Genomic DNA, 22221 nt, shown 5'->3' with positions numbered 1-22221 from the left:
ATCTCGCGTAAGGAGGGGAACAGATGGCTGACAAACCAGCTCGTTCTAAACAAATTGAAACTGAAATGACCCTTGAGCAAGTGAAAGAACAACTCACTGAGCTCGGAAAAAAACGTGGCGTTCTTACATATGAAGAGATTGCAGAACGCATGAATGGATTTGAAATTGAATCCGATCAAATGGATGAATACTATGAATATTTAGGTGAACAAGGCATTGACTTAGTTGGTGATAATGACAACGAAGAAGGCCCTAATAATCGCCAAATTACAAAAACAGAAGAAGAGTTTGACCTCAATGATTTAAGTGTACCACCTGGGGTTAAAATCAACGATCCTGTTCGTATGTATTTAAAAGAAATTGGTCGTGTAGACTTACTATCTGCAGAAGAAGAAATTCGACTTGCAACGCGTATTGAAGAAGGCGATGAAGAAGCGAAACGTCGTCTTGCAGAAGCAAACTTACGTCTTGTAGTAAGTATTGCAAAGCGCTACGTAGGCCGTGGTATGCTTTTCTTAGACTTAATTCAAGAAGGTAATATGGGTCTAATTAAAGCTGTTGAAAAGTTCGATTATCGTAAAGGTTTCAAATTTAGTACGTATGCAACTTGGTGGATTCGCCAAGCTATTACACGTGCGATTGCGGACCAAGCGCGAACAATTCGTATTCCAGTTCATATGGTTGAAACGATTAATAAGTTAATTCGTGTACAACGTCAATTATTACAAGATTTAGGTCGCGAACCGTCTCCTGAAGAGATTGGTGAAGAAATGGATCTTGCTCCAGAAAAAGTACGTGAAATCTTAAAAATTGCACAGGAGCCAGTTTCTCTTGAAACACCAATTGGTGAAGAAGATGACTCCCATTTAGGTGACTTTATTGAAGACCAAGAAGCAACATCGCCTGCGGACCATGCAGCCTATGAATTGCTAAAAGAACAATTAGAAGATGTGTTAGATACACTAACAGATCGTGAAGAAAATGTTCTGCGTCTTCGTTTCGGTTTAGATGATGGACGAACTCGTACGCTTGAAGAAGTTGGGAAAGTATTCGGCGTAACGAGAGAGCGTATCCGTCAAATTGAAGCAAAAGCACTTCGCAAATTAAGACATCCAAGTCGTAGTAAGCGTCTTAAGGATTTCTTAGAATAGGTTATTTTTTAAGTTTACTTCACCTTTGTGAAGTAAACTTTTTTATTTTGTTAATTTTTGTTAAAATTTAGCTATCGGCAACGATTACAATTTCTTGTAATTTATTTTACAGAATTGTCTTTTGATTTGCAAATGCTCATTTTTCGATTTTTCGATTAATTTTGTTTATTCTATACAAAAATATATGTAGAAAAGCGAAAAATATGATGAGAAACGTTAATAATTATCGAAATAATAAGCTATATGACAATAAAAAACAATAAACTGAATTTATGGAATATTTCGAGTAGTAGTTTTCTCTTTTCTGATAGAGCGTTTTCAAGTACAATGGAAATGACTGAATCATCTAACTATTTAGGGGTATAGAGGGGGGAGAAGAGATATGAAACGTAATCCGCTGATTCCGTTCGCTCTTATTGCAGCATTGGGTATTATCGTTATGTTTGTATTTTCATTTCAGGGGCTAAATAAATCTAAAGAGTTAGCTGATGCAAAAAATGGCGGGAAGCCAGCACAAACAGCATCAAAACCAGAGGATATTGTGAAGCAAAGCTGTACGAGCTGCCACGGTGATCAGTTACAAGGGGCAGTAGGACCTAACTTACAAAAAATTGGTGGGAAACTTTCAAAGGATGAAATTAAAGAAATTCTTTCGAAAGGAAAGGGCAATATGCCTGCTAATATAGTTCCAGCTGATCAAGCCACTAAAGTAGCTGATTGGTTATCGAAGAAAAAATAAAGTTCCGTATGACAAGTCTTTTGCTTATGCAAAGGGCTTGTTTTTCTATATTTTCTAAAATACGATGAATGATAGAGAAGTGAATTGTTGTTATAGGCTTGCAACAACTACTATAAATTCATTATCATGGAGACAGACTGACAAGAGAAGGAGTAATGGAAATACATGAATGAAGTAAGGCTTTCAAAACGATTAGAAGAAGTTGTGCGTGAAATACCGGTAGGATCTACAGTTGCTGATATTGGATCGGATCATGCGTATTTACCGTGTTATACAATTATAAATAATATTGCTACAAAAGCAGTTGCTGGAGAGGTTGTAGATGGACCGTTTCGCTCTGCACAAGCAACTGTAGCTGAAAGTGGCTTGCAAGATAAAGTAGATGTGCGTAAAGGGAATGGATTAGCTGTTATAGCGCCAGGAGAAGTAGATGTAATTACGGTTGCTGGAATGGGCGGAGCGTTAATTCGTGACATTTTAGAAAGTGGTAAAGAAAAATTAGAAGGTGTAACACGTTTAATTTTACAGCCGAATATTGCAGCACATCATATTCGTGAATGGTTTGTTGAAAATGGTTGGGAGCTTATCCATGAAAAAATCGTAAAAGAAGATGGGAAAATTTATGAGATTTTAGTAGGAGAGCGAGGAAATGTCGAAGCACCTTACTTGGAAAATAAACAAGCGGGATTGTTTATGGGGCCATTTTTAATAAAAGAAAAAAGTGAAGCTTTCGTTGAAAAATGGGAAGGGGAATTGAAAAACTTCCAAAATATTTTAAAACAGTTAGAACGTGCGGCTAATTCTGAAGAAACAAAAGCGAAACGTGCAGAAGTAGAAGCGAAAATGAAAATGATAGGGGAGATTTTATCATGAGTAAAATTCCAAACGGCCATGAAATTATTTCTTTATTTGAAAGTATGTATCCGAAGCATCTGGCGATGGAAGGAGATAAAATTGGTCTGCAGATTGGAGCGCTTAATAAATCTGTACAACACGTATTAATTGCATTAGATGTAACGGAGGAAGTTGTGGAGGAAGCGATTCAATTAGGGGCGAATGTCATTATCGCGCATCATCCTTTAATTTTTAATCCGTTAAAAGCGATTCATACAGATAAAGCGTACGGAAGAATTATTGAAACGTGTATTAAAAATGATATTGCCATTTATGCAGCGCATACAAATGTGGATGTTGCCAAGGGTGGGGTAAATGATTTACTTGCTGAGGCGTTAGGGTTGCAAAATACAGAAGTTTTGGCACCGACATATGCAGAAGAAATGAAAAAAGTTGTTGTGTTTGTGCCAGTAACTCATGCAGAGGAAGTACGAAAAGCATTAGGAGACGCAGGTGCTGGTCATATCGGCAATTATAGCCACTGTACGTTTAGTAGCGAGGGTACAGGTACGTTTGTACCTCAAGAGGGGACAAATCCTTATGTAGGGGAAACTGGACAGTTAGAGCGCGTAGAAGAAGTGCGGATCGAAACGATTATTCCAGTTTCACTACAACGAAAAGTGATTAAAGCAATGGTAACGGCACATCCATATGAAGAAGTAGCGTATGATGTGTATCCACTTGATAACAAAGGCGAAACATTAGGGCTTGGGAAAATAGGATACTTAAAAGAAGAAATGACACTTGGACAGTTTGCAGAACATGTAAAGCAATCATTAGATGTAAAGGGTGCACGAGTTGTTGGGAAATTAGATGATAAAGTGCGCAAAGTAGCTGTACTTGGTGGTGATGGTAACAAATACATCAATCAAGCTAAATTTAAAGGAGCAGATGTATATGTAACAGGTGACATGTATTATCATGTTGCTCATGATGCGATGATGCTCGGTTTAAATATAGTTGACCCAGGACATAACGTTGAAAAAGTAATGAAGCAAGGTGTGCAAAAGCAATTACAAGAAAAAGTGGATGCAAAGAAACTCAATGTACACATTCATGCTTCGCAATTACATACAGATCCATTTACATTTGTATAAGAAAAATAAAAACCGTTGCTCATATAGGCAACGGTTTTTATTATTGTTCTTTTTTCACTTTTACACGAGGTAATATTTTTTGTAACGGTACTTTTCGAACTCTCTCCCATGTAGCGGGATTCATTGGGTCATATTGATCTAAGAAAGCGATAACTTCTTTTGTAATTGGAGTTGGAGTAGAAGCACCTGCTGTAACAGCTACGTTTTCTACACCTTGTAGCCACTCTAATTTAATCTCACTTACGTCTGCAACGCGGTATGCTTTCGTACCAGCAATTTCTTGTGACACTTGTGCTAAACGGTTTGAGTTGTTACTTTTCGGATCACCGACAACAATTGTTAAGTCTGCAACATCAGCTTGTTTAGCGACAGCTTCTTGGCGAACTTGAGTTGCTAAACAAATTTCTTTATGGAATTCTGCTGTTGGGAATTTTTTTTGAATGTCCTCCATTAAATGTTGAACATCCCATTGACTCATCGTTGTTTGATTCGTTACTAAAATTTTATCTGTTGGGATTTCTAATGTTTTTAAATCATCGGCTTTTTCGATAAGGTGAACGATGTCAGGTGCAATACCAACTGCGCCTTCTGGCTCTGGATGATTTTTTTTACCGATATAAATGACATGATACCCTTCCGCTTTCTTAGCTTCGATAAGGTCATGTGTCTTGGTAACATCTGGACAAGTGGCATCAATTGTTGTTAAACCTTTTTCTTTTGCGCGTTGTTTAACTTCTGGAGAAACACCGTGTGCAGTGAAAATAACAGTACCAGAATCAATTTTATCTAAAATTTCTAAGCGACTTGGACCGTCTAATGTGATGATTCCATCTTCTTCAAAAGCGTCTGTAACATGTTTATTGTGAACAATCATACCTAAAATATAAATGGGTCTCGGCAATGATTTATCTAATGCGGCGTTACGTGCAATTACCATTGCATCGACAACACCGTAGCAATAACCACGAGGGGAAATTTTAACAATTTTCATATGAGTAATCCTCTCCTTCTAAACAAGGGATACTTTTGTGCATAGTCTTTTACATTATAAAGGAGGAGTGGATAGAAAACAAAGGATTGTTACACATATAGTTTTGGTTTTGTTGCTGTTTTTTGAACAGGCTCCTCTCGTAATTCTTTTTCTATGACTGGCTCAATCACTATTTTTTTTCTTTTTCTTTTTTTTTGTGGAGGAGGTGGAGTTGCTACCTCAACCTTTTCTGTTATGTCTTCAGCCTGATTTTTAGTTGAATCTTCTTCCGTACTTTTTCCAGAGGTGAGGATTTTAACAATGCTTGGTAGGTTACGCATAATAGGGCCGTACTGTTCGACGACAGGGCTTACAGATTGAACGACTTGGGATACTTTTTCTATATTGTTTATCATATTAGTTGGATTCGAAATTAAATTCACAAAAAAACTGCCGATGCCGCTACTGGATGCTGCTGTAGTTGTTGCACCGCCGCGCGTTTCGTTTGATTCGTACATTTGAGGGGGAATCATTTGCTCTGGATGCTGCTGCATGTATGGTTGATATTGCTGTGAGTACTGCTGTGAGTACTGCTGTGGGTATTGCTGTTGATATTGGGGTTGATATTGTTGCCGATATTGAGGTGGCGGTTGCTGGTGCTGGTGCTGGTGCATCATTGGTGGCGGTCCTTCCATTTGTCGATAAGGCGGAACCATTTGCATGTAAGGTTCGGTTGGATCGTGTTTTTTAAAGAGTTTAGCAAGGAACCCTTTCTTTTTTTGTGCCATCGGTGGTAGTTGTGGAATTGGATATGGTGTATAAGGTTGCTGCCCTTGATTTGGATACATTTGTCTTGTGGGGGATTTTGGAAACATGTGAGAAATCCTCCTTTCTTCAGTTAGGTATATACACATACAATATGCAATAAGGGGGAAGAAGGTTAGTTTTTGAAGGGAAAACCTAAACTAAAGATGGATTTTACTTGTAGATTTCGATATAATGTAGACTTGACTGATTTGTGCGCGCAGTAGAAATTTAGAAAGAAGGTGTAACTTATGACACAACAAACTTTTACACAGTATGATTTTAAACCATTTTTAATAGATGCAGTTCGTGAACTACGCTTTACAGAGCCGACAGGAATTCAGCAGAAAATTTTCCCGGTCGTGAAAAAAGGTGTAAGTGTAATTGGACAATCCCAAACAGGTTCTGGGAAAACACATGCATACTTACTTCCTACATTGAACAGAATTAATGCAAGCCGTGAAGAAGTACAACTTGTTATTACAGCACCTACTCGTGAGTTAGCACAACAAATTTACGAAGAGATTGTGAAATTAACAAAATTCTGTGCGGAAGATCAAATGATTACAGCGCGTTGTTTAATTGGTGGAACTGATAAACAACGTTCAATTGAAAAGTTGAAAAAACAACCTCATATCGTAGTCGGGACACCAGGACGTATTAAAGACTTAGTAGAAGAACAAGCATTATTTGTTCATAAAGCAAATACGATTATTGTCGATGAAGCTGACTTAATGCTTGATATGGGATTCATTCACGATGTAGATAAAATTGCAGCACGCATGCCTAAAAACTTGCAAATGCTAGTTTTCTCTGCAACAATTCCTCAAAAACTAAAACCGTTTCTGAAGAAATATATGGAGAATCCAGAGCATATTCATATCAATCCAAAACAAGTTGCAGCTGGAAACATTGAACACTATTTAGTTCCTTCTAAACATCGTAATAAAATTGATTTAGTGAATAAAATGCTACTTCAATTTAAACCGTATTTAGCAGTTGTTTTCACGAATACGAAAAAAATGGCAGATCAAGTTGCTGATGGATTAATGGAACGCGGCTTAAAAGTTGGACGAATTCACGGGGATTTATCACCACGTGATCGTAAAAAAATGATGAAACAAATTCGTGACCTTGAATTCCAATATATTGTTGCGACTGATTTAGCAGCACGTGGTATTGATATTGAAGGAATTAGCCATGTTATTAACTATGAGCTACCATCAGATTTAGATTTCTTCGTTCACCGCGTTGGAAGAACAGCACGTGCGGGGCATTCTGGTATTGCAGTGACGATTTATGATCCAGCAAACGAAGAAGCATTAGATAGCTTAGAAAAACAACGTCATATCGAGTTTAAACATGTAGATTTACGCGGAGATGAGTGGGCGGATTTAGGTGAGCGTCGTCGTCGTAAGAGCCGTAAAAAACCAAATGACGAACTTGATGTTATGGCAACGAAAGTTATTAAAAAACCGAAAAAAGTAAAACCAAACTATAAACGTAAACTTGCAACAGAACGTGACAAAGTGAAGAGAAAATATAGCAATAAAAAAAGATAAGGGGTTTCCCTTATCTTTTTTTAATCCCGCTAATTTAAATGAAGAGTATAGTCTGTTTAAATACTCATATAAATTTGTGTAGTGCGTCTTTTGTGAACAAACAATTCACTACATATTTCTACAAATTATGCTATCATTATATCTATTGTATATTGAAGAGGTGATTGTATGTTAAAGATTGGATCTCATGTTTCCATGAGTGGTAAGAACATGTTATTAGCAGCAAGTGAAGAGGCTGTTTCATACGGTGCAACAACGTTTATGATTTATACAGGTGCACCGCAAAATACACGAAGAAAACCAATTGAAGAATTGAACATAGAAGCAGGAAGAAAACATATGGAGCTGAATGGTATTGAGGAAATTATCGTCCATGCGCCGTATATTATTAATGTTGGGAATACGACGAAGCCAGAAACATTCCAATTAGGTGTAGACTTCCTTCGTATGGAAATTGAAAGAACATCGGCATTAGGTGTAGCGAAACAAATTGTTCTTCACCCAGGAGCGCACGTTGGGGCTGGAGCAGATGCTGGTATTCAACAAATTATTAAAGGGCTTAATGAAGTACTAACGCCAGAACAGACGGTTAACATTGCGTTAGAGACGATGGCAGGAAAAGGAACAGAATGTGGTCGTAGCTTTGAAGAAATTGCAAAAATCATTGATGGCGTAAAATATAATGAAAAGCTATCTGTATGCTTTGATACGTGTCATACGCACGATGCAGGATATGATATTGTAAATGACTTTGACGGTGTATTAAACGAATTTGATAAGATCGTTGGTATAGATCGTTTACAAGTACTTCATATTAATGATAGTAAAAATGTACGCGGAGCAGGAAAAGACCGTCATGAAAACATCGGATTTGGTCACATTGGGTATAAAGCGTTGCATCACATTGTACATCATCCACAGTTAATGCATGTACCAAAAATTCTTGAAACACCGTATGTAGGGGAAGATAAAAAAGATAAGAAGCCACCATACAAATTGGAAATCGAAATGCTGAAAAACGGTACTTTTGATGAAGGGCTTCTTGAAAAAATTAAAGCGCAATAAGGAGGGGATTTCCCCTCCTTATTTTAGTAATTGCTGAAATAAGGTATTTACTTGTTGGGCAGTGGCAGGGGAAGTTACTTTTGCGATCTGTTTTAAGAGCTCTAGTCGCTCGTTGTTATCGTAAATATTAATATTTTTACCTTTCATAAGTAAAACGATTTGGTCAGCTTGTGCAGTCGTAATAGAAACTTCATATTCTTTGCTATATTTTAATAACTCTTTTGTAGAAATATGATTTAATTTTTTATTAACAATTTGTTTAATGAGGTTCATCTTGTTATCCTCCTTCACGCGTTCTTCTATCGAAATATATGAGCATATAGCTTGTACATATTCGTATAGAGTTTCTTTTTTCATGAGGAAAAGAAGCGTATGTTATAATATAAGGACAAAACTACAGAAAAAGAGTAAAGGGAGGACCTATGGAGCAAAAGCAACATCGAAAAGAAAGTGTTATTCATCTCATTTATCGTTTAGTTATGATTATTTTTGGGGCAGCATGCGCAGCGGTAGCGATTGAACTATTTTTAATGCCAAATAAAATTATTGATGGTGGAATTATTGGTATTTCTCTTATATTAGATTATCTTACTCCTAATATTTGGTGGTTAAGTTTTTCTACTTTAGTCGTTGTTCTCAATATCCCATTTATGTATTCGGGTTATAAGCAAATTGGAAAAACATTTATGTTATCTTCGGCATTTGGTATTGTAGCGTTAGCATTCATTGAGTCAACGTTACATGCGGTGCCACCGTTTACAACAGAGCCTATTTTAGCGACTGTGTTTGGTGGTCTTATTTTAGGTCTTGGTGTAGGACTTGTAATTCGTCATGGTGGATCGTTAGATGGAACTGAAATTATGGGGATTTTATTAACGAAGAAATTACCGTTCTCTGTTGGTGAATTCGTAATGTTTGTGAACTTATTTATTTTTGCATGGGCAGCATTTGTGTTTGGTGTGGAACAAGCGATGTATTCTGTTATGACGTACTATATTGCATTTAAAACGATCGATACAGTAATTCAAGGGCTAGATGAAACGAAAGCAGTTTTAATTGTATCTGATCAATATGAGGAAGTATCAAATGCGATTTTACATCGACTCGGCCGTGGAACTACAAAGCTTGTAGCAAAAGGTGGTTACACAGATAAAGAAAAAGAAGTTATTTATGCAGTTGTAACGCGTCTAGAAGTGACGAAGTTAAAGTCAATTGTGCATGAAATTGATGAAAATGCGTTTGTTACGATTATGAGCACGCAAGAGACAAATGGTGGTAAGTTTAAATCGGCTATTCACTAAACATATATAGGAATATTTTTCGAAAGCAGAGAATTTTTCTCTGCTTTTTGTTATAATAGTAAGGTTTCTTGAAAAAATAGATATATTTTAGGCAGATTGGTTTACAACTATAATAAGCTGTACTATAATTCAAATAGATATAAATCGGAATCATTCTGAATTAAAATAGGTGAGATGCTATGAATAATATATTAGAGATTGAAGGTTTAACATTCTGGTATGAAGATCGGAATGTGTTAGAAAATATTAATTTGCAAGTTCCGAAGGGAGCTTTTTTAGGTTTAGTGGGACCGAATGGTTCAGGTAAATCAACTTTACTTAAGTGTTTATTAGGCGTTTTAAAGCCAAAAGAAGGAAGCATTCGTGTGTTTGGCGTTGATAGTAAGAAGTTTAAGGAATGGAATAAAGTTGGTTATGTATCCCAAAAAGCAAATAGTTTCAATTCTGGTTTTCCAGCAACTGTTTCTGAAGTTGTGTCAATGGGACTTGTTTCGAAAAAAGGGCTTTTTCGCTTTTTCACAAAAGAGGATAAGAAAAAGGTAGAAAAAGCAATTGCTGATGTAGGGATGAGTGAGTTTCAAGGTCGTAATATTGGAGAGCTTTCTGGTGGACAGCAACAGCGTGTATTTATTGCTCGTGCGCTCGTTAGTGATCCTGAATTGCTTATTTTAGACGAGCCTACTGTTGGAATCGATGTAAAAAATGTGGAAAGTTTTTACGAAATATTAGAGGATTTAAACAAAAGGTTGGGAATCACATTAATTCTTGTTACTCATGATATGGGAGCTGTTACCGAAAAAGTAACACATGTTGCATGCCTAAACCAACATCTACATTTCCATGGAAATGTAGAGAAGTTCCGAGAGTTAGAAGATGCAGAAATGTCCGTCTTATATGGGCATCATGTTCATCGTTTAGAACACGAACATGAGCATCACGGGAGGATATAATGATACAAGATTTTTTACAATATGACTTTTTACGTAATTCTTTATACGCAGGTATTTTAATTGGACTTGTTGCACCGCTAATAGGTGTGTTTGTTGTTATTCGTCGTTTATCTCTTATTGCGGATGCATTAAGTCATGTGACGTTATCAGGTATTGCAGCAAGTTTATTACTTGAAAAAACCATTTTTACAGGTGGATTTTTAAACCCCTTATATATGGGGATGGTTTTTTCGATTGGTGGAGCGCTATTAATCGAAAAGTTAAGAACTGTATATAAGCACTATCAAGAATTAGCAATTCCGATTATCCTTTCGGCAGGGATGGGAGTTGGAGTTATTTTCATTTCACTTGCAAATGGATTTAACACAGACTTATTTAGTTATTTATTTGGTAGTGTCAGTGCTGTAACAAGTACGGATTTAATTATTATTGGGATTGTAGCAATTGTTGTTGTTGCGACAATTATTTTATTATATAAAGAGCTGTTTCTACTATCATTTGATGAGGAATACGCAGTATCAACTGGTTTAAGAGCGAAATGGATTCACTTTATTTTCATTATATTAGTTGCTCTTGTCATTGCAGTATCAATGCGTGTAGTAGGGGTTCTTCTCGTATCATCATTAATGACGTTACCAGTTGCAGCAAGTATTCGTATTGCTAAAGGATTTAAACAAACAATTTTCTTTTCCATTTTATTTGGTGAAATTGCAGTAATTGGTGGAATGTTTGCTTCGTATCAACTTGATCTAGCACCAGGTGGTACAATTGTTATGATAGCAGTTCTTATTTTAATCGGTGCGATTTTATGGAAGAAGAAAAAAACTGCATAAAGTAGGGATAGGTATGAATCTAACAGAAGCTTTACGCCTAATGAAGGAAAAAGGATACAAACATACTGGAAAAAGAGAAGAGATGCTCAGATTATTTGCAGCACATAATCGTTATTTAACTGCGAAAGACGTTTTAGAGCATATGAAAGACGATTATCCAGGGCTTAGTTTTGATACGATTTATCGTAACTTAACAGTTTTTGCTGAGATTGGTGTTTTAGAACAAACGGAATTAAATGGTGAAAAACATTTTCGTTTCACTTGTTCTATTATGGAACATCATCATCATTTTATTTGTTTGGATTGTGGGGGGACGAAAGAGATTACTTCCTGCCCAATGGATTTTATGAATAAAGATTTTACTGGTTATGAAGTAACGGGTCATAAGTTTGAAATATATGGTCGTTGTCCAAAATGTGCAAAGTAAAAGCTCGTCGGTTATATAACTGACGAGCTTTTTTACGTAGAAAAGAAGGTTGCTCACAAATATTGTGGCAACCTTCTTTTTATTGTTCTTGTGTCTCTTTTTCTTTTTCTTTTTCTCGTTCAGCAGCCATTTCAGCAGCAATTACGTCGATTTCTTTTTTCAGTTCTTCTACCATTGTTTCTTCTGGTACTTTACGAACGACTTGCCCTTTACGGAATAATAATCCCTCTCCACGTGCACCAGCAATACCGATATCAGCTTCACGAGCTTCACCAGGACCATTTACAGCGCAACCAAGTACTGCAACTTTAATTGGTACTTGAAGTGTAGAGATGTATTCTTCCACTTCGTTAGCGATGCTAATTAAATCGATTTCAATACGACCACAAGTTGGACAAGAGATAAGTGTCGCTGCGTTAGAAGCAAGACCGAATGATTTTAATAATTCACGAGCAACTTTTACTTCTTCAACTGGATCAGCACTTAATGAAATACGTAGTGTATTTCCGATGCCTTTACTTAAGATTGCTCCAAGACCAGCGGCACTTTTTACAGTTCCAGCAAACAATGTTCCAGATTCTGTAATACCTAAATGTAATGGGTAATCAAAAGCGCGAGCAGCTTTCTCGTATGCTTCGATTGCTAAGTTAACATCAGAGGCTTTCATAGATACGATAATATCGTGGAAATCTAAGTCCTCTAAAATTTTAATATGATGTAGCGCGCTCTCAACCATACCATCAGCAGTTGGGTATCCGTACTTTTCTAAAATGTGGCGCTCTAATGAACCAGCGTTTACACCAATACGGATTGGAATACCGCGCTCTTTTGCTGCATTTACAACAGCTTCTACTTTATGGCGACGACCAATATTACCTGGATTGATACGTACTTTATCAATGCCACCTTCAATTGCTTTTAAAGCAAGGCGATAATCAAAATGAATATCAGCAACAAGTGGAATGTTGATTTGTTTTTTTATATCAGCAATAGCATTAGCTGCGCGTTCATCTGGAACGGCAACACGGACGACTTGACAGCCAGCTTCTTCTAAACGCTTGATTTCGGCAACTGTTGCTTCAACATCATGTGTTTTTGTTGTTGTCATACTTTGTATAATTAATTCATTATTACCGCCAATTGTTAAATTACCGACTTTAACTGGACGTGTTTTTGTACGATGAGTCATTTCATTCACGAATAGATCGCTCTCCTTATAAAAGAAGTTTCTTATTTAGTCCCTCATATCAATGATAGTATACGTGATATAGGGCTATAGAAACCGAAGTGCTCGGTTTCACTTTTACTATTGTATCAGCGCCTTTATGTAATTGACAAGGATTAAGTGATGGCTTATTGATATAACGGGAATTTATAAGACTTTCCAATTTGTATTTTTGTAGCAGATGTACTTTTGTTTAATTGTTTAAAGTCGTCAATGACTTTTTCTATGGAAGGAATTTTTTTCTTGTTAATTTGTTCTGTAATAGAAAGAACTGTCTCGCCAGTTTTTACTTCAATTGTTTTATAAGATGTATCCGTTTCTTTTTCTGTTTTATTCTCTTTATTTTGTTGGCTGTCTGTGTTTTCTTTTTTAATCGTTTGGGCAGCAGTTGTTTTTTTATATGAACTTAACATCGGTAAAGTACCGATTTTTATATCGTAATAAAATATATAACCGAGAACAAGCACGAATAGGAATATACCTAACCTCTTCATATTCTTCACTCCTTTGCTAGGAATATATGCTTGTCCAAAAAAAAAATGCCTATTTAGGCATTTTTTTATTTTTCTTTCGGTTGGGGTACCTCTTTAATCGTTAAGTATAGAACGATTAAAACAACAGCGATATAAATGAATGTTGCCCCAGGTACGACGATTTTGAATAAATCCATAATCATGAAGAAAATGGTTGGGATTGTGTAGCTGTATGCAGTTAGTGTCCAAACTTGTTTATAGGATAGTTTACGTTGACCGCTCATAGCAGAACCGATGAACGCAAGTAAAGTCACGCCTACAAAAGTGATGAATAATTGGAATAGGTACACTAAGAATCCAATAACAAATAATAAAATTGGATAAATATTATCGAATAAAGAAATAAATTCTTGTAGATCTTTTTTCTCAAGAGATGCACCTAACAAATCGTTATAAGAATACGTTTGTGTTTGACCATTTCCCATAGAGACTACTTTATCTTTTAAAACAAATAAACCTGTTTTATTTTGATATTTTTCTAGGTCTGTTGAATTTGGATCAAATACGAAAAGTGCATTTCCTTCTTCTTTTTCAATAGGCTGATCAATATCGGCTTTTAGTTCGCCATTTTCAATTTTAAAATCAGGTAAATCTTTATCGATGACTTGATTTACCATGCCTACACCATCTTGGATAAAACTACCGTACAAAAAAGTTCTTGGAATAGTAGTAATTAAGCAAAGTAGCATAATATACAAAATGGTTTTACCGATTTTTTGAAAACGGAATAGCGCCATATCTTTAGGCGAGTATATGCTTTTTACGAATTGGGTAAATATGGACATAGATTCACTTCCTTTATGTATGTATAAAATCATTGTAACGTAGGAATCTAGAGAATCTCAAGATATATTATATTTACATATAGTGGAGATAACTAAATTTCTTTTTATTAACTTTCTTCTTTTAAATAAGAAAAATACAATTGACACTTTTCTTTTCTATATGGTAAATTTATCTTACATTTCTTAAAGGGCATATCCGATAGGAATTCCTTTATTTGATATGTTGTTACATACATAATTGTGGACCCTTAGCTCAGCTGGTTAGAGCAGACGGCTCATAACCGTCCGGTCGTAGGTTCGAGTCCTACAGGGTCCATATCCATTTCGCATGTTTATTATGTTAGCAGGAAGCTTCCTTGTAGAAGGAAGCTTTTTTTACGGAATATATGAGCATTTTAATTGAAAAGAAGTGGGAATTTTGCTACTTTAATGATAGCAAGACAATGTGATTTATTTGTTTGCACCCTATGGCAATTAGGGTAGAATGAAGTTGTATGTCACTTAAGTGGCAATACATAAACTGGGAGGAATATAACAATGGCAAAACACGAATTACCAAATTTACCTTATGCGTATGATGCTTTAGAGCCTCACTTTGACAAAGAAACAATGAACATCCATCATACAAAACATCACAACACGTACATTACAAACTTAAACGCTGCTTTAGAAGGTCATGCAGAATTAGCTGACAAAAGCGTAGAAGAATTAGTTGCAAACTTAAACGAAGTACCAGAAGCAATCCGTACAGCAGTACGTAACAATGGTGGCGGACATGCTAACCATACATTCTTCTGGACAATCCTATCTCCAAACGGCGGAGGACAACCTGTAGGTGAACTTGCAACTGCAATTGAAGCAAAATTCGGTAGCTTCGATGCATTCAAAGAAGAATTCGCAAAAGCTGGCGCAACTCGCTTCGGTTCTGGTTGGGCTTGGTTAGTAGTAAACAATGGTGAGCTAGAAGTAACAAGCACTCCAAACCAAGATTCTCCTTTAACTGAAGGTAAAACGCCAGTTATCGGTTTAGATGTTTGGGAGCATGCTTACTACTTAAACTACCAAAACCGTCGTCCAGACTACATCGGTGCATTCTGGAACGTTGTAGATTGGAACGCTGCTGAAAAACGTTACCAAGAAGCAAAATAATTGTAATAAATATAGAAAAAAGCTAGGGGAGAACCCCTAGCTTTTTTTCTATGCTTTCCTTTTACATAATTGGGCTTGTCTTTGGAAGACTAGAACATGAAGTAAAGGAGAGTTGTGTATGAAGTGGAAACATATAATTGGTGACGTTGAAGTGAATCGGGATTTAGTGTTATTGCTCCTTATAGGAGGTTTATACACGCTCGCAATTTCTTTATCGAATACGTTTGTAAATATTTATTTATGGAAACAAACACAAAATTATGTGAATCTTGGCTTGTATAATTTGGCCAGCGTTATATTACAGCCTCTCACATTTCTTGTAGGGGGAAAATTAGCGAAACGTATCGATCGCTCGATTTTATTACGAATAGGAGTAGGAACGCTCGCAATTTTTTTTATTGTTGTCTTAGTAGCGGGGAAAAGTGCTTCTCAGTATATTTTATTAATGGGGGCTCTTTTAGGAGTAGGATACGGTTTTTACTGGTTGGCTTTTAACTTATTGACATTTGAAATTACAGAACCAGAAACAAGAGATTTCTTTAATGGGTTTCTTGGACTTCTTACATCCTTCTCTGGGATGATCGGACCAATAGCAGCAGGATACACAATTTCACGTATGGAGAAATGGAGTGGTTATACTGTTATATTCTTTCTTTCATTAGTTCTATTTGCAATTGCTGTCGTCTTAAGCTTCTTTTTATCTAAAAGAGAATGTGAAGGGCGTTATGAAATCGTGCAAGTATTGAAAGAACGACGGATTGATAAAAACTGGGGAAAGATTACACGAGCTCATTTTTTCCAAGGATTGAGAGAAGGAACGTTTATTTTTGTCATTTCAGTATATGTTTATTTAGCAACTAATAGTGAGTTCGCATTAGGGAAATATAGTTTAGTGAACTCTGCTGTATCCTTTGTATGTTATTACTTAGTTGCTCGTATGTTAAAGAAGGAGTGGCGAAAAAAAGCAATTTTACTTGGAGGCATTATTTTATATGCTGTCGTCTTTTTAGTTATTTTCAATGTTACATACACGAAATTACTTATTTATGCGGCATGTATTGCGATTGCATATCCTATTTTACTTGTTCCGTATGGATCAATGACATATGACGTAATTGGTAGAGCGAAAAATGCGAGAGAATGGCGTGTGGAATATGTCGTTGTTCGGGAGCTGTGGTTAAACGCCGGAAGAATCTGTTCCATTTTAAGTTTTTTATGTGCTGTACTATTCTTTCCACCTGAAAAAAGTTTACCTTACTTATTATGTATTTTAGGTGCTGGACATTTTCTTATTTATTTTGCAGTTAAAAATGTCAAATATGATGAGGGAAATGCGAGTAAAACAAGTGTTGTAACGCAAGGAAACGCGCAAAACCAAACTGAACCAGAAGGTTAACTTCTCGTTTGTTTTATGCTAGAATAGAAAAAGATGTAAGACAGCAGTGAGGACACCTGTATGAAGGTGTCCCTTTCACATTACATAGCTGTTGGTAGAGGGGGTTTGTATGAGCAAGAAGCAGAAGCAAAATAAGAAAAAGACCCACGTTCCTTTTCGGTTAAACGTGCTGTTTTTCTGTGTGTTTTTAATGTTCTCCGCGGTTATTGTAAGGCTCGGATATGTACAAATTGTTCGCGGTGAAGAATATAAGAATGAAGTGGAGAAGAAAGAAAACTCAACGATAAGTAATCCTGTACCGCGTGGGAAAATATTTGACCGTTATGGGCGACCTGTAGTAGATAATGCAGCCATTCGTACTATTACATTTACAAAAATGAAAGGATCAACTGCAGAGGATCGCTTAGAAACAGCGAAAAAGCTAGCAGATTTGATTGAAGTACCGACAGATAAATTAACAGATCGCGATAAAAAAGATTATTGGCTTGCTATGCATAAAGAGGAAGCTAAAGAAAAAATTACGAATAAAGATCGTCAAGAGTTTAAAGATAAAAAAATTGATGATAAAGAATTAGACGAGCGTCAGCGCAGTCGTGTAACAGAAGAAGAGATTAATCAATTATCCGCAAAAGATCTAGAAATACTAGCGATTAAGAGTAAGATGGATGGCGGATATGCAATGACACCTCAAGTTCTTAAGAAAAATGCAACAGATGAAGAATATGCGATTATTAGTGAAAATTTAGCGCAATTGCCGGGAGTAGATACAAGTGTTGATTGGGAACGAAAATATGCATATGATGGTGATTTGTTCCGAAGTGTACTTGGTGGTGTAACAACTTCTGACGAAGGTTTACCAAGAGAAAGACTAGATTACTATCTTGTTCGTGATTATAATCGAAATGACCGAGTAGGAAAAAGTTATCTTGAACAACAGTATGAAGATAGTCTGCACGGTACGAAAGCAGAAGTTAGAAATGTTACAGATAAAAACGGTAATATTTTAGAAACGATTAATGTATCAAAAGGACAAAGTGGTAATGACCTGAATTTAACGATTGATATGGAATTACAAAAGCGCGTGGAGGATATTCTTACGAAGAATTTAATGAGATTTAAAGGAAGCGAACCTCTTTTAGATCGCGCATTCGTTGTAATGATGAACCCAAAAAATGGTGAAGTTTTATCTATGGCTGGGAAACAATTAGTTAACGAAGATGGTCAAACGAAAGTAAATGACTTTGCATTAGGTACCATGACAAGTTCTTATCCGATGGGGTCAACTGTAAAAGGTGCAACAGTACTTACTGGATATCAAACTGGTGCGATTCAACCAGGTTCAGTACAATTGGATGAACCAATTAAATTAAAAGGTACACCTACGAAGTCATCTTGGAAAACGATGGGATATATTAATGATCTTACAGCTTTAAAAATGTCTTCTAACGTTTATATGTTTAAAACAGCGATGAATATCGCTGGTGTTCCATATGTGAGAGGTGGTACGTTAGATATACCTCAAAAAGCATTTGATACGATGCGTTATTATTTCGGACAGTTTGGACTTGGTGTAAAAACAGGAATTGATTTACCGAATGAATCTGCTGGTCAGATGGGGAGAGGTAGTCAACCAGGTTTCTTACTAGATTTATCAATTGGACAGTATGATACGTATACACCGCTTCAATTAGCGCAATATATTTCGACGATTGCCAATGGTGGATATCGTATGCAACCACAAGTTGTAAAAGAAATTCGTCAACCGGCAGTGAAACCAGATGAAGTTGGGAAAGTTGTTCAATCTATGGAACCGAAAGTATTAAATCGTGTTGATATGCCAGAATCGCAAATTAAACGTGTTCAAGAAGGATTTAGACAAGTGTATAATGATTCAGGTGGTACAGCTACCAAATACTTTACAGGTGCAAAATATAAAGCGGCAGGGAAGACAGGTACCGCGCAAACTGTGTATGGCGGAGATAAAGAGATTGGTAGAAAGGCAAATGGTGAACGTGTGGAAACATATAACTTAACATTAGTAGGTTATGCGCCACTTGAAGATCCAGAAGTAGCATTCTCTGTTGTTGTTCCATGGGTACACGATGATAAGACTGGTATTAATGGATATATTGGTCGTGAAATTATGGACGCCTACTTTGATTTAAAAAACCAAGAAGTAAATGGTGAAGCTCCAAAAGATGATAAAAACAATAAAAATAAAGATCAAGATGATGAATAAAAAAATTTAAAAAAAGCACACTATCTGAAAAGATAGTGTGCTTTTTTTTATGGTTTATGCATATCGTGTAATAAATGTGGACAAGTATACAATATTGGGAAACACGCGGCCTTATAAATGATACTTGTATATGGTGGGATAGGGGATAAATATTTTATAGGGAAATCATCAGAGGAAATGAATAGCTACTACTGAATTAAAATTGTACCGTATGTTGATTTATGTGGAACTTTACAAAACTTTTACAAACAATTAAAACCGAATTAATAGTTTAGCAGTATTCTTATATCTGTAATCCTGTTATTTCCGGTTACTTCTAGGAGGAAGAACACGTGAAATGGATGCGTACACCGATTATAATTTTCGTACTATCGATATGGTTCCTCTGTTTTGAAATGTCTACTGCATTTGCTTTAAATGAAATGGGAGAAGTGAGAGTTGATGGATCCTCAACGGTTTTTCCTATTATAGAAGCAGTAGCGGAGGAATATACAAAGGTGCATCCAGACGTGAAAATTTCCATCAGTGTTTCTGGAACTGGAGGAGGATTTAATCGTTTCAGTAAAGGAGAAGTAGATATAAATAATGCTTCGAGAGTAATGAAACAAGTCGAGAAAAATGAGATGAAGAAAAACTCTATTCAGTTCACACCTTTTGAGGTCGCTAACGATGGTCTTACAATTGTCGTGAATCGGCACAATACATGGGTAGACGATATGTCAGTAGACGAGTTACGTTTACTGTGGAGTGAAGATGGAAGAGAGAAGCGATGGTCACAAATTCATTCAACATGGCCACGTGAACAAGTGAAGTTTTATGCACCAGGCGTAGACTCTGGTACTTATGATTATTTTCAAAATGTCATCTTACAAAATCATCGCATTGTAAAAAAAGTCTCTTTGTCTGAAGATGATCAAGTTATTATGCAAGGGGTAATGAATGATAAACATGCCATTGCTTTTGTAGGATATGCTTATTATATGGCTAATCGAGATAAGGTGAAAGCAATAAAAGTGAATGGTGTATTTCCGACGAAAGAGACCATTCAGTCAGGGAAGTATAAGCCGTTATCTAGGCCGCTACTTACTTATGTGAATAATGCATCTATCCGAAATAAAATGAATGTAGCAAACTATGTTGAGTTTATGATTCAGCATGTTGGTAACCTCGCTGAAGAGGTCGGGTATGTAAAATTAAGAAAAGAAAAATACAATGAACAGCTGCGTATGTTAACAGAAATAAAAAGGTAATGTCAGGGTGGAAAGGGGTTTTCATCTTTGGCTCATAATGACAAAAGTCAAATTACATTTTCTGTACAACATTTGATTGAAAGAAATACAAAACAAAGAAAAAAAACGCAGCGAATCAATCGAATAATGCCTTTGTTACTAAAAATAATTGCTAGCGTTTCTATTGTTACGACACTTGGAATTGTTTTTACGCTCTCTAATGAAACAATCATGTTTTTTCAAAAAATATCATTGTACTCCTTTTTGACGGAGAAAGAATGGTTACCGTTTTTTGAAAATCCTAAATTCGGTATATTACCACTTATATGTGGAACGTTCCTTGTAACAGCAATCGCTATGTTTGTAGCAATTCCTATCGGTTTAGCGTGTGCCGTATTTTTAAGCGAATATGCTTCAAATAGTGCACGGAAAATATTAAAGCCGATGTTAGAGCTATTAGCAGGTATCCCGACAATTGTATATGGTTTTTTTGCATTAACAATTGTTACGCCGCTTTTACAAAGGATTATACCAGATTTACAGTTTTTTAATGCGATTAGCCCAGGAATCGTTATCGGATTTATGATGATGCCTACAGTTGCATCTCTATCTGAAGACGCGATGAGAGCTGTGGTGAAAGGGACGAAAGAAGCTTCATTAGCACTCGGAGCGACGCGGTTTGAAATGGTAAAACAAGTGGTGTTTCCGTCCGCTTTTACAGGGATTATGGCAGCAATTATATTAGCGGCTTCGCGTGCAATTGGTGAAACGATGATTGTTGTAATTGCGGCAGGATCCACACCAAATGTATCGCTTGATCCGACACATTCTATTCAAACGTTAACAGCCTATATTGTGCAAGTAAGTTTAGGTGATGCTCCGCATGGAACGATTACGTATTACAGCATGTATGCTGTAGGTGCAACATTATTTTTGTTTACTTTTATTATGAACATCATTTCGCAGTCAATTATGCGCCGTTTTAGGAGGATGACATAATATGCGGACGTTGAATCATAAAAAAATACAAAAAAACATGGCATCACGCTTTTTAAAAGATCGAATTTACAAATTGTTATTTTATATAGCGATTTTATTTTCAATCGTAATTTTGTTTGTGTTACTGTTTCAAATTGTTGAAAAAGGTATAAGCTATCTTTCAATAGATTTCTTTACAAATTTCGCTTCACGTAATCCGAAAGAAGCTGGTATTGCTGCAGCTTTGTCAGGGACAATATTATTTATGAGTATTGTTATACCTGTTTCTTTTATATTTGGAGTTGGAACAGCCCTCTATTTAGAGCAATATGCGAAGGAATCTCTATTTAAAAAAATAGTAGAGATTAATAATCAAACGTTAGCAGGAGTACCATCCGTTGTATTTGGATTGCTTGGTTTAACTATTTTTGTATATGCTCTTCATTTAGGAGAGAGTATAGTTGCAGCAGCACTGACGATGAGTTTACTCGTCTTACCAACAGTTGTTGTGGCGAGTCAAGAAGCAATCCGATCAGTACCAAGTGCATTATTAGAGGGTTCTTACGGATTAGGTGCTACGAAGTGGCAAACGATGTATCAAATTGTATTGCCATATGCTTTCCCGGGGATTATAACGGGCTGTACGTTAGCGATATCAAGAGCAATTGGAGAAGCAGCACCACTATTAGTTATTGGGGCACTTGCGTTTGCAAATTATGTTCCATTTAGTATGTTTGATAGATTTACAGTTTTACCAATTCAAATTTTTAATTGGATGAGTAGGCCACAAGAAGAATTTCAGTATGTAGCAGCAGCTGGGATGATTGTTTTGTTAGGTTTGTTGCTATTTATCAATATATTTGTTTTATGGTTACGAAATCGAAAATAAGTTGG

At 36.2% G+C, this 22221-nt stretch carries 22 protein-coding genes and 1 tRNA gene; 17 read left to right on the top strand and 6 right to left on the bottom strand.

What is annotated here, in order from left to right:
• Positions 1–23: 23 nt before the first annotated feature.
• The 4 genes from rpoD to DN400_RS14340 all read left to right on the top strand — a co-directional run bounded on the left by rpoD (position 24) and on the right by DN400_RS14340 (position 3881).
• Positions 24–1151, top strand: a complete 1128-nt coding sequence (gene rpoD / locus DN400_RS14355) for an RNA polymerase sigma factor RpoD (protein ID WP_000764066.1) — start codon at positions 24–26, stop codon at positions 1149–1151.
• 382 nt (positions 1152–1533) lie between these two features.
• Positions 1534–1890 carry a cytochrome c550 gene (gene cccA, locus DN400_RS14350; protein WP_000828142.1) on the top strand — a complete coding sequence of 119 codons (357 nt, stop codon included), beginning with the start codon at positions 1534–1536 and terminating at the stop codon, positions 1888–1890.
• Between the two features lie 165 nt (positions 1891–2055).
• A complete protein-coding gene (locus tag DN400_RS14345; RefSeq protein ID WP_065229367.1) occupies positions 2056–2763 on the top strand; it encodes a tRNA (adenine(22)-N(1))-methyltransferase in 708 nt (235 codons plus the stop codon).
• A complete protein-coding gene (locus tag DN400_RS14340; RefSeq protein ID WP_000036248.1) occupies positions 2760–3881 on the top strand; it encodes a Nif3-like dinuclear metal center hexameric protein in 1122 nt (373 codons plus the stop codon). The genes DN400_RS14345 and DN400_RS14340 overlap by 4 nt, the downstream gene beginning before the upstream one ends.
• A 40-nt stretch (positions 3882–3921) precedes the next feature.
• Here the strand turns inward: DN400_RS14340 and DN400_RS14335 are convergent, their stop codons facing one another.
• Together DN400_RS14335 and vrrA are read right to left on the bottom strand one after the other, a co-directional pair.
• On the bottom strand, positions 3922–4872 hold the full coding sequence (locus tag DN400_RS14335) for a 4-hydroxy-3-methylbut-2-enyl diphosphate reductase (protein WP_000706657.1): 951 nt from the start codon (positions 4870–4872) through the stop codon (positions 3922–3924).
• A gap of 89 nt (positions 4873–4961) precedes the next feature.
• Positions 4962–5726, bottom strand: coding sequence for a VrrA/YqfQ family protein (vrrA, locus tag DN400_RS14330; RefSeq protein WP_065229366.1), 765 nt, complete (start codon positions 5724–5726; stop codon positions 4962–4964).
• Positions 5727–5906: 180 nt separating this feature from the next.
• Between vrrA and DN400_RS14325 the strand changes: the two genes are divergently transcribed.
• Both DN400_RS14325 and DN400_RS14320 read left to right on the top strand, forming a co-directional pair.
• A complete protein-coding gene (locus DN400_RS14325; RefSeq protein WP_000194023.1) occupies positions 5907–7217 on the top strand; it encodes a DEAD/DEAH box helicase in 1311 nt (436 codons plus the stop codon).
• Between the two features lie 168 nt (positions 7218–7385).
• The gene (locus DN400_RS14320; RefSeq protein ID WP_000912471.1) at positions 7386–8282 is read left to right on the top strand and encodes a deoxyribonuclease IV; all 897 of its coding nucleotides are present in this window, start codon (positions 7386–7388) and stop codon (positions 8280–8282) included.
• 18 nt (positions 8283–8300) lie between these two features.
• Here the strand turns inward: DN400_RS14320 and DN400_RS14315 are convergent, their stop codons facing one another.
• Positions 8301–8555 carry a DUF2624 domain-containing protein gene (locus DN400_RS14315; RefSeq protein WP_001048958.1) on the bottom strand — a complete coding sequence of 85 codons (255 nt, stop codon included), beginning with the start codon at positions 8553–8555 and terminating at the stop codon, positions 8301–8303.
• A gap of 149 nt (positions 8556–8704) precedes the next feature.
• Between DN400_RS14315 and DN400_RS14310 the strand changes: the two genes are divergently transcribed.
• From DN400_RS14310 to DN400_RS14295, 4 genes are all read left to right on the top strand, one after another.
• Complete coding sequence (locus tag DN400_RS14310) at positions 8705–9583, top strand: YitT family protein (RefSeq protein ID WP_000435960.1); 879 nt, start codon at positions 8705–8707, stop codon at positions 9581–9583.
• Positions 9584–9762: 179 nt separating this feature from the next.
• Entirely contained in the window at positions 9763–10533 is a 771-nt protein-coding gene (locus DN400_RS14305; protein ID WP_147801722.1) for a metal ABC transporter ATP-binding protein, read from the top strand.
• The gene (locus DN400_RS14300; RefSeq protein ID WP_000613817.1) at positions 10533–11366 is read left to right on the top strand and encodes a metal ABC transporter permease; all 834 of its coding nucleotides are present in this window, start codon (positions 10533–10535) and stop codon (positions 11364–11366) included. The genes DN400_RS14305 and DN400_RS14300 overlap by 1 nt, the downstream gene beginning before the upstream one ends.
• A gap of 13 nt (positions 11367–11379) precedes the next feature.
• Complete coding sequence (locus DN400_RS14295; RefSeq protein WP_001054516.1) at positions 11380–11793, top strand: Fur family transcriptional regulator; 414 nt, start codon at positions 11380–11382, stop codon at positions 11791–11793.
• A gap of 79 nt (positions 11794–11872) precedes the next feature.
• Here the strand turns inward: DN400_RS14295 and ispG are convergent, their stop codons facing one another.
• From ispG to yqgB, 3 genes are all read right to left on the bottom strand, one after another.
• Positions 11873–12982, bottom strand: a complete 1110-nt coding sequence (gene ispG / locus DN400_RS14290) for a flavodoxin-dependent (E)-4-hydroxy-3-methylbut-2-enyl-diphosphate synthase (protein WP_170956784.1) — start codon at positions 12980–12982, stop codon at positions 11873–11875.
• Positions 12983–13146: 164 nt separating this feature from the next.
• Complete coding sequence (gene yqfZ / locus DN400_RS14285; RefSeq protein WP_000825415.1) at positions 13147–13512, bottom strand: protein YqfZ; 366 nt, start codon at positions 13510–13512, stop codon at positions 13147–13149.
• 65 nt (positions 13513–13577) lie between these two features.
• Positions 13578–14336 (bottom strand): protein YqgB, encoded by a 759-nt coding sequence (gene yqgB / locus DN400_RS14280; protein WP_000021895.1) that lies wholly within the window; start codon positions 14334–14336, stop codon positions 13578–13580.
• 242 nt (positions 14337–14578) lie between these two features.
• Between yqgB and DN400_RS14275 the strand changes: the two genes are divergently transcribed.
• The 7 genes from DN400_RS14275 (at position 14579) to pstA (ending at position 22216) form a co-directional block, all read left to right on the top strand.
• Positions 14579–14652 (top strand) — tRNA-Ile (locus DN400_RS14275).
• A 221-nt stretch (positions 14653–14873) separates the two neighbouring features.
• Entirely contained in the window at positions 14874–15485 is a 612-nt protein-coding gene (sodA, locus tag DN400_RS14270) for a superoxide dismutase [Mn] (protein WP_001052031.1), read from the top strand.
• A 118-nt stretch (positions 15486–15603) separates the two neighbouring features.
• On the top strand, positions 15604–16881 hold the full coding sequence (locus tag DN400_RS14265) for an MFS transporter (RefSeq protein WP_023523062.1): 1278 nt from the start codon (positions 15604–15606) through the stop codon (positions 16879–16881).
• Between the two features lie 109 nt (positions 16882–16990).
• Complete coding sequence (locus DN400_RS14260; RefSeq protein WP_053563643.1) at positions 16991–19120, top strand: peptidoglycan D,D-transpeptidase FtsI family protein; 2130 nt, start codon at positions 16991–16993, stop codon at positions 19118–19120.
• 341 nt (positions 19121–19461) lie between these two features.
• The gene (locus DN400_RS14255) at positions 19462–20370 is read left to right on the top strand and encodes a PstS family phosphate ABC transporter substrate-binding protein (protein ID WP_276578355.1); all 909 of its coding nucleotides are present in this window, start codon (positions 19462–19464) and stop codon (positions 20368–20370) included.
• Positions 20371–20397: 27 nt separating this feature from the next.
• Positions 20398–21348, top strand: coding sequence for a phosphate ABC transporter permease subunit PstC (pstC, locus tag DN400_RS14250; protein ID WP_061659936.1), 951 nt, complete (start codon positions 20398–20400; stop codon positions 21346–21348).
• A 1-nt stretch (position 21349) separates the two neighbouring features.
• A complete protein-coding gene (pstA, locus tag DN400_RS14245) occupies positions 21350–22216 on the top strand; it encodes a phosphate ABC transporter permease PstA (RefSeq protein ID WP_065229364.1) in 867 nt (288 codons plus the stop codon).
• The last annotated feature ends 5 nt before the right edge of the window (positions 22217–22221 follow it).

The sequence above is a fragment of the Bacillus sp. AR8-1 genome, from assembly GCF_008042345.1.
In the GTDB taxonomy this organism is placed as follows: Bacteria; Bacillota; Bacilli; order Bacillales; family Bacillaceae_G; genus Bacillus_A; species Bacillus_A cereus.
Note: the sequence above shows the minus strand (reverse complement) of the source record. Positions and strands in the feature narration are given on the sequence as shown.

What these genes read in the sequence shown, in the direction of transcription:
- rpoD (WP_000764066.1), top strand. Translation starts at nt 24, where the DNA reads ATGGCTGACAAACCAGCTCGTTCTAAACAAATTGAAACTGAAATGACC.
- cccA (WP_000828142.1), top strand. Translation starts at nt 1,534, where the DNA reads ATGAAACGTAATCCGCTGATTCCGTTCGCTCTTATTGCAGCATTGGGT.
- DN400_RS14345 (WP_065229367.1), top strand. Translation starts at nt 2,056, where the DNA reads ATGAATGAAGTAAGGCTTTCAAAACGATTAGAAGAAGTTGTGCGTGAA.
- DN400_RS14340 (WP_000036248.1), top strand. Translation starts at nt 2,760, where the DNA reads ATGAGTAAAATTCCAAACGGCCATGAAATTATTTCTTTATTTGAAAGT.
- DN400_RS14335 (WP_000706657.1), bottom strand. Translation starts at nt 4,872, where the DNA reads ATGAAAATTGTTAAAATTTCCCCTCGTGGTTATTGCTACGGTGTTGTC.
- vrrA (WP_065229366.1), bottom strand. Translation starts at nt 5,726, where the DNA reads ATGTTTCCAAAATCCCCCACAAGACAAATGTATCCAAATCAAGGGCAG.
- DN400_RS14325 (WP_000194023.1), top strand. Translation starts at nt 5,907, where the DNA reads ATGACACAACAAACTTTTACACAGTATGATTTTAAACCATTTTTAATA.
- DN400_RS14320 (WP_000912471.1), top strand. Translation starts at nt 7,386, where the DNA reads ATGTTAAAGATTGGATCTCATGTTTCCATGAGTGGTAAGAACATGTTA.
- DN400_RS14315 (WP_001048958.1), bottom strand. Translation starts at nt 8,555, where the DNA reads ATGAACCTCATTAAACAAATTGTTAATAAAAAATTAAATCATATTTCT.
- DN400_RS14310 (WP_000435960.1), top strand. Translation starts at nt 8,705, where the DNA reads ATGGAGCAAAAGCAACATCGAAAAGAAAGTGTTATTCATCTCATTTAT.
- DN400_RS14305 (WP_147801722.1), top strand. Translation starts at nt 9,763, where the DNA reads ATGAATAATATATTAGAGATTGAAGGTTTAACATTCTGGTATGAAGAT.
- DN400_RS14300 (WP_000613817.1), top strand. Translation starts at nt 10,533, where the DNA reads ATGATACAAGATTTTTTACAATATGACTTTTTACGTAATTCTTTATAC.
- DN400_RS14295 (WP_001054516.1), top strand. Translation starts at nt 11,380, where the DNA reads ATGAATCTAACAGAAGCTTTACGCCTAATGAAGGAAAAAGGATACAAA.
- ispG (WP_170956784.1), bottom strand. Translation starts at nt 12,982, where the DNA reads ATGACTCATCGTACAAAAACACGTCCAGTTAAAGTCGGTAATTTAACA.
- yqfZ (WP_000825415.1), bottom strand. Translation starts at nt 13,512, where the DNA reads ATGAAGAGGTTAGGTATATTCCTATTCGTGCTTGTTCTCGGTTATATA.
- yqgB (WP_000021895.1), bottom strand. Translation starts at nt 14,336, where the DNA reads ATGTCCATATTTACCCAATTCGTAAAAAGCATATACTCGCCTAAAGAT.
- sodA (WP_001052031.1), top strand. Translation starts at nt 14,874, where the DNA reads ATGGCAAAACACGAATTACCAAATTTACCTTATGCGTATGATGCTTTA.
- DN400_RS14265 (WP_023523062.1), top strand. Translation starts at nt 15,604, where the DNA reads ATGAAGTGGAAACATATAATTGGTGACGTTGAAGTGAATCGGGATTTA.
- DN400_RS14260 (WP_053563643.1), top strand. Translation starts at nt 16,991, where the DNA reads ATGAGCAAGAAGCAGAAGCAAAATAAGAAAAAGACCCACGTTCCTTTT.
- DN400_RS14255 (WP_276578355.1), top strand. Translation starts at nt 19,462, where the DNA reads ATGCGTACACCGATTATAATTTTCGTACTATCGATATGGTTCCTCTGT.
- pstA (WP_065229364.1), top strand. Translation starts at nt 21,350, where the DNA reads ATGCGGACGTTGAATCATAAAAAAATACAAAAAAACATGGCATCACGC.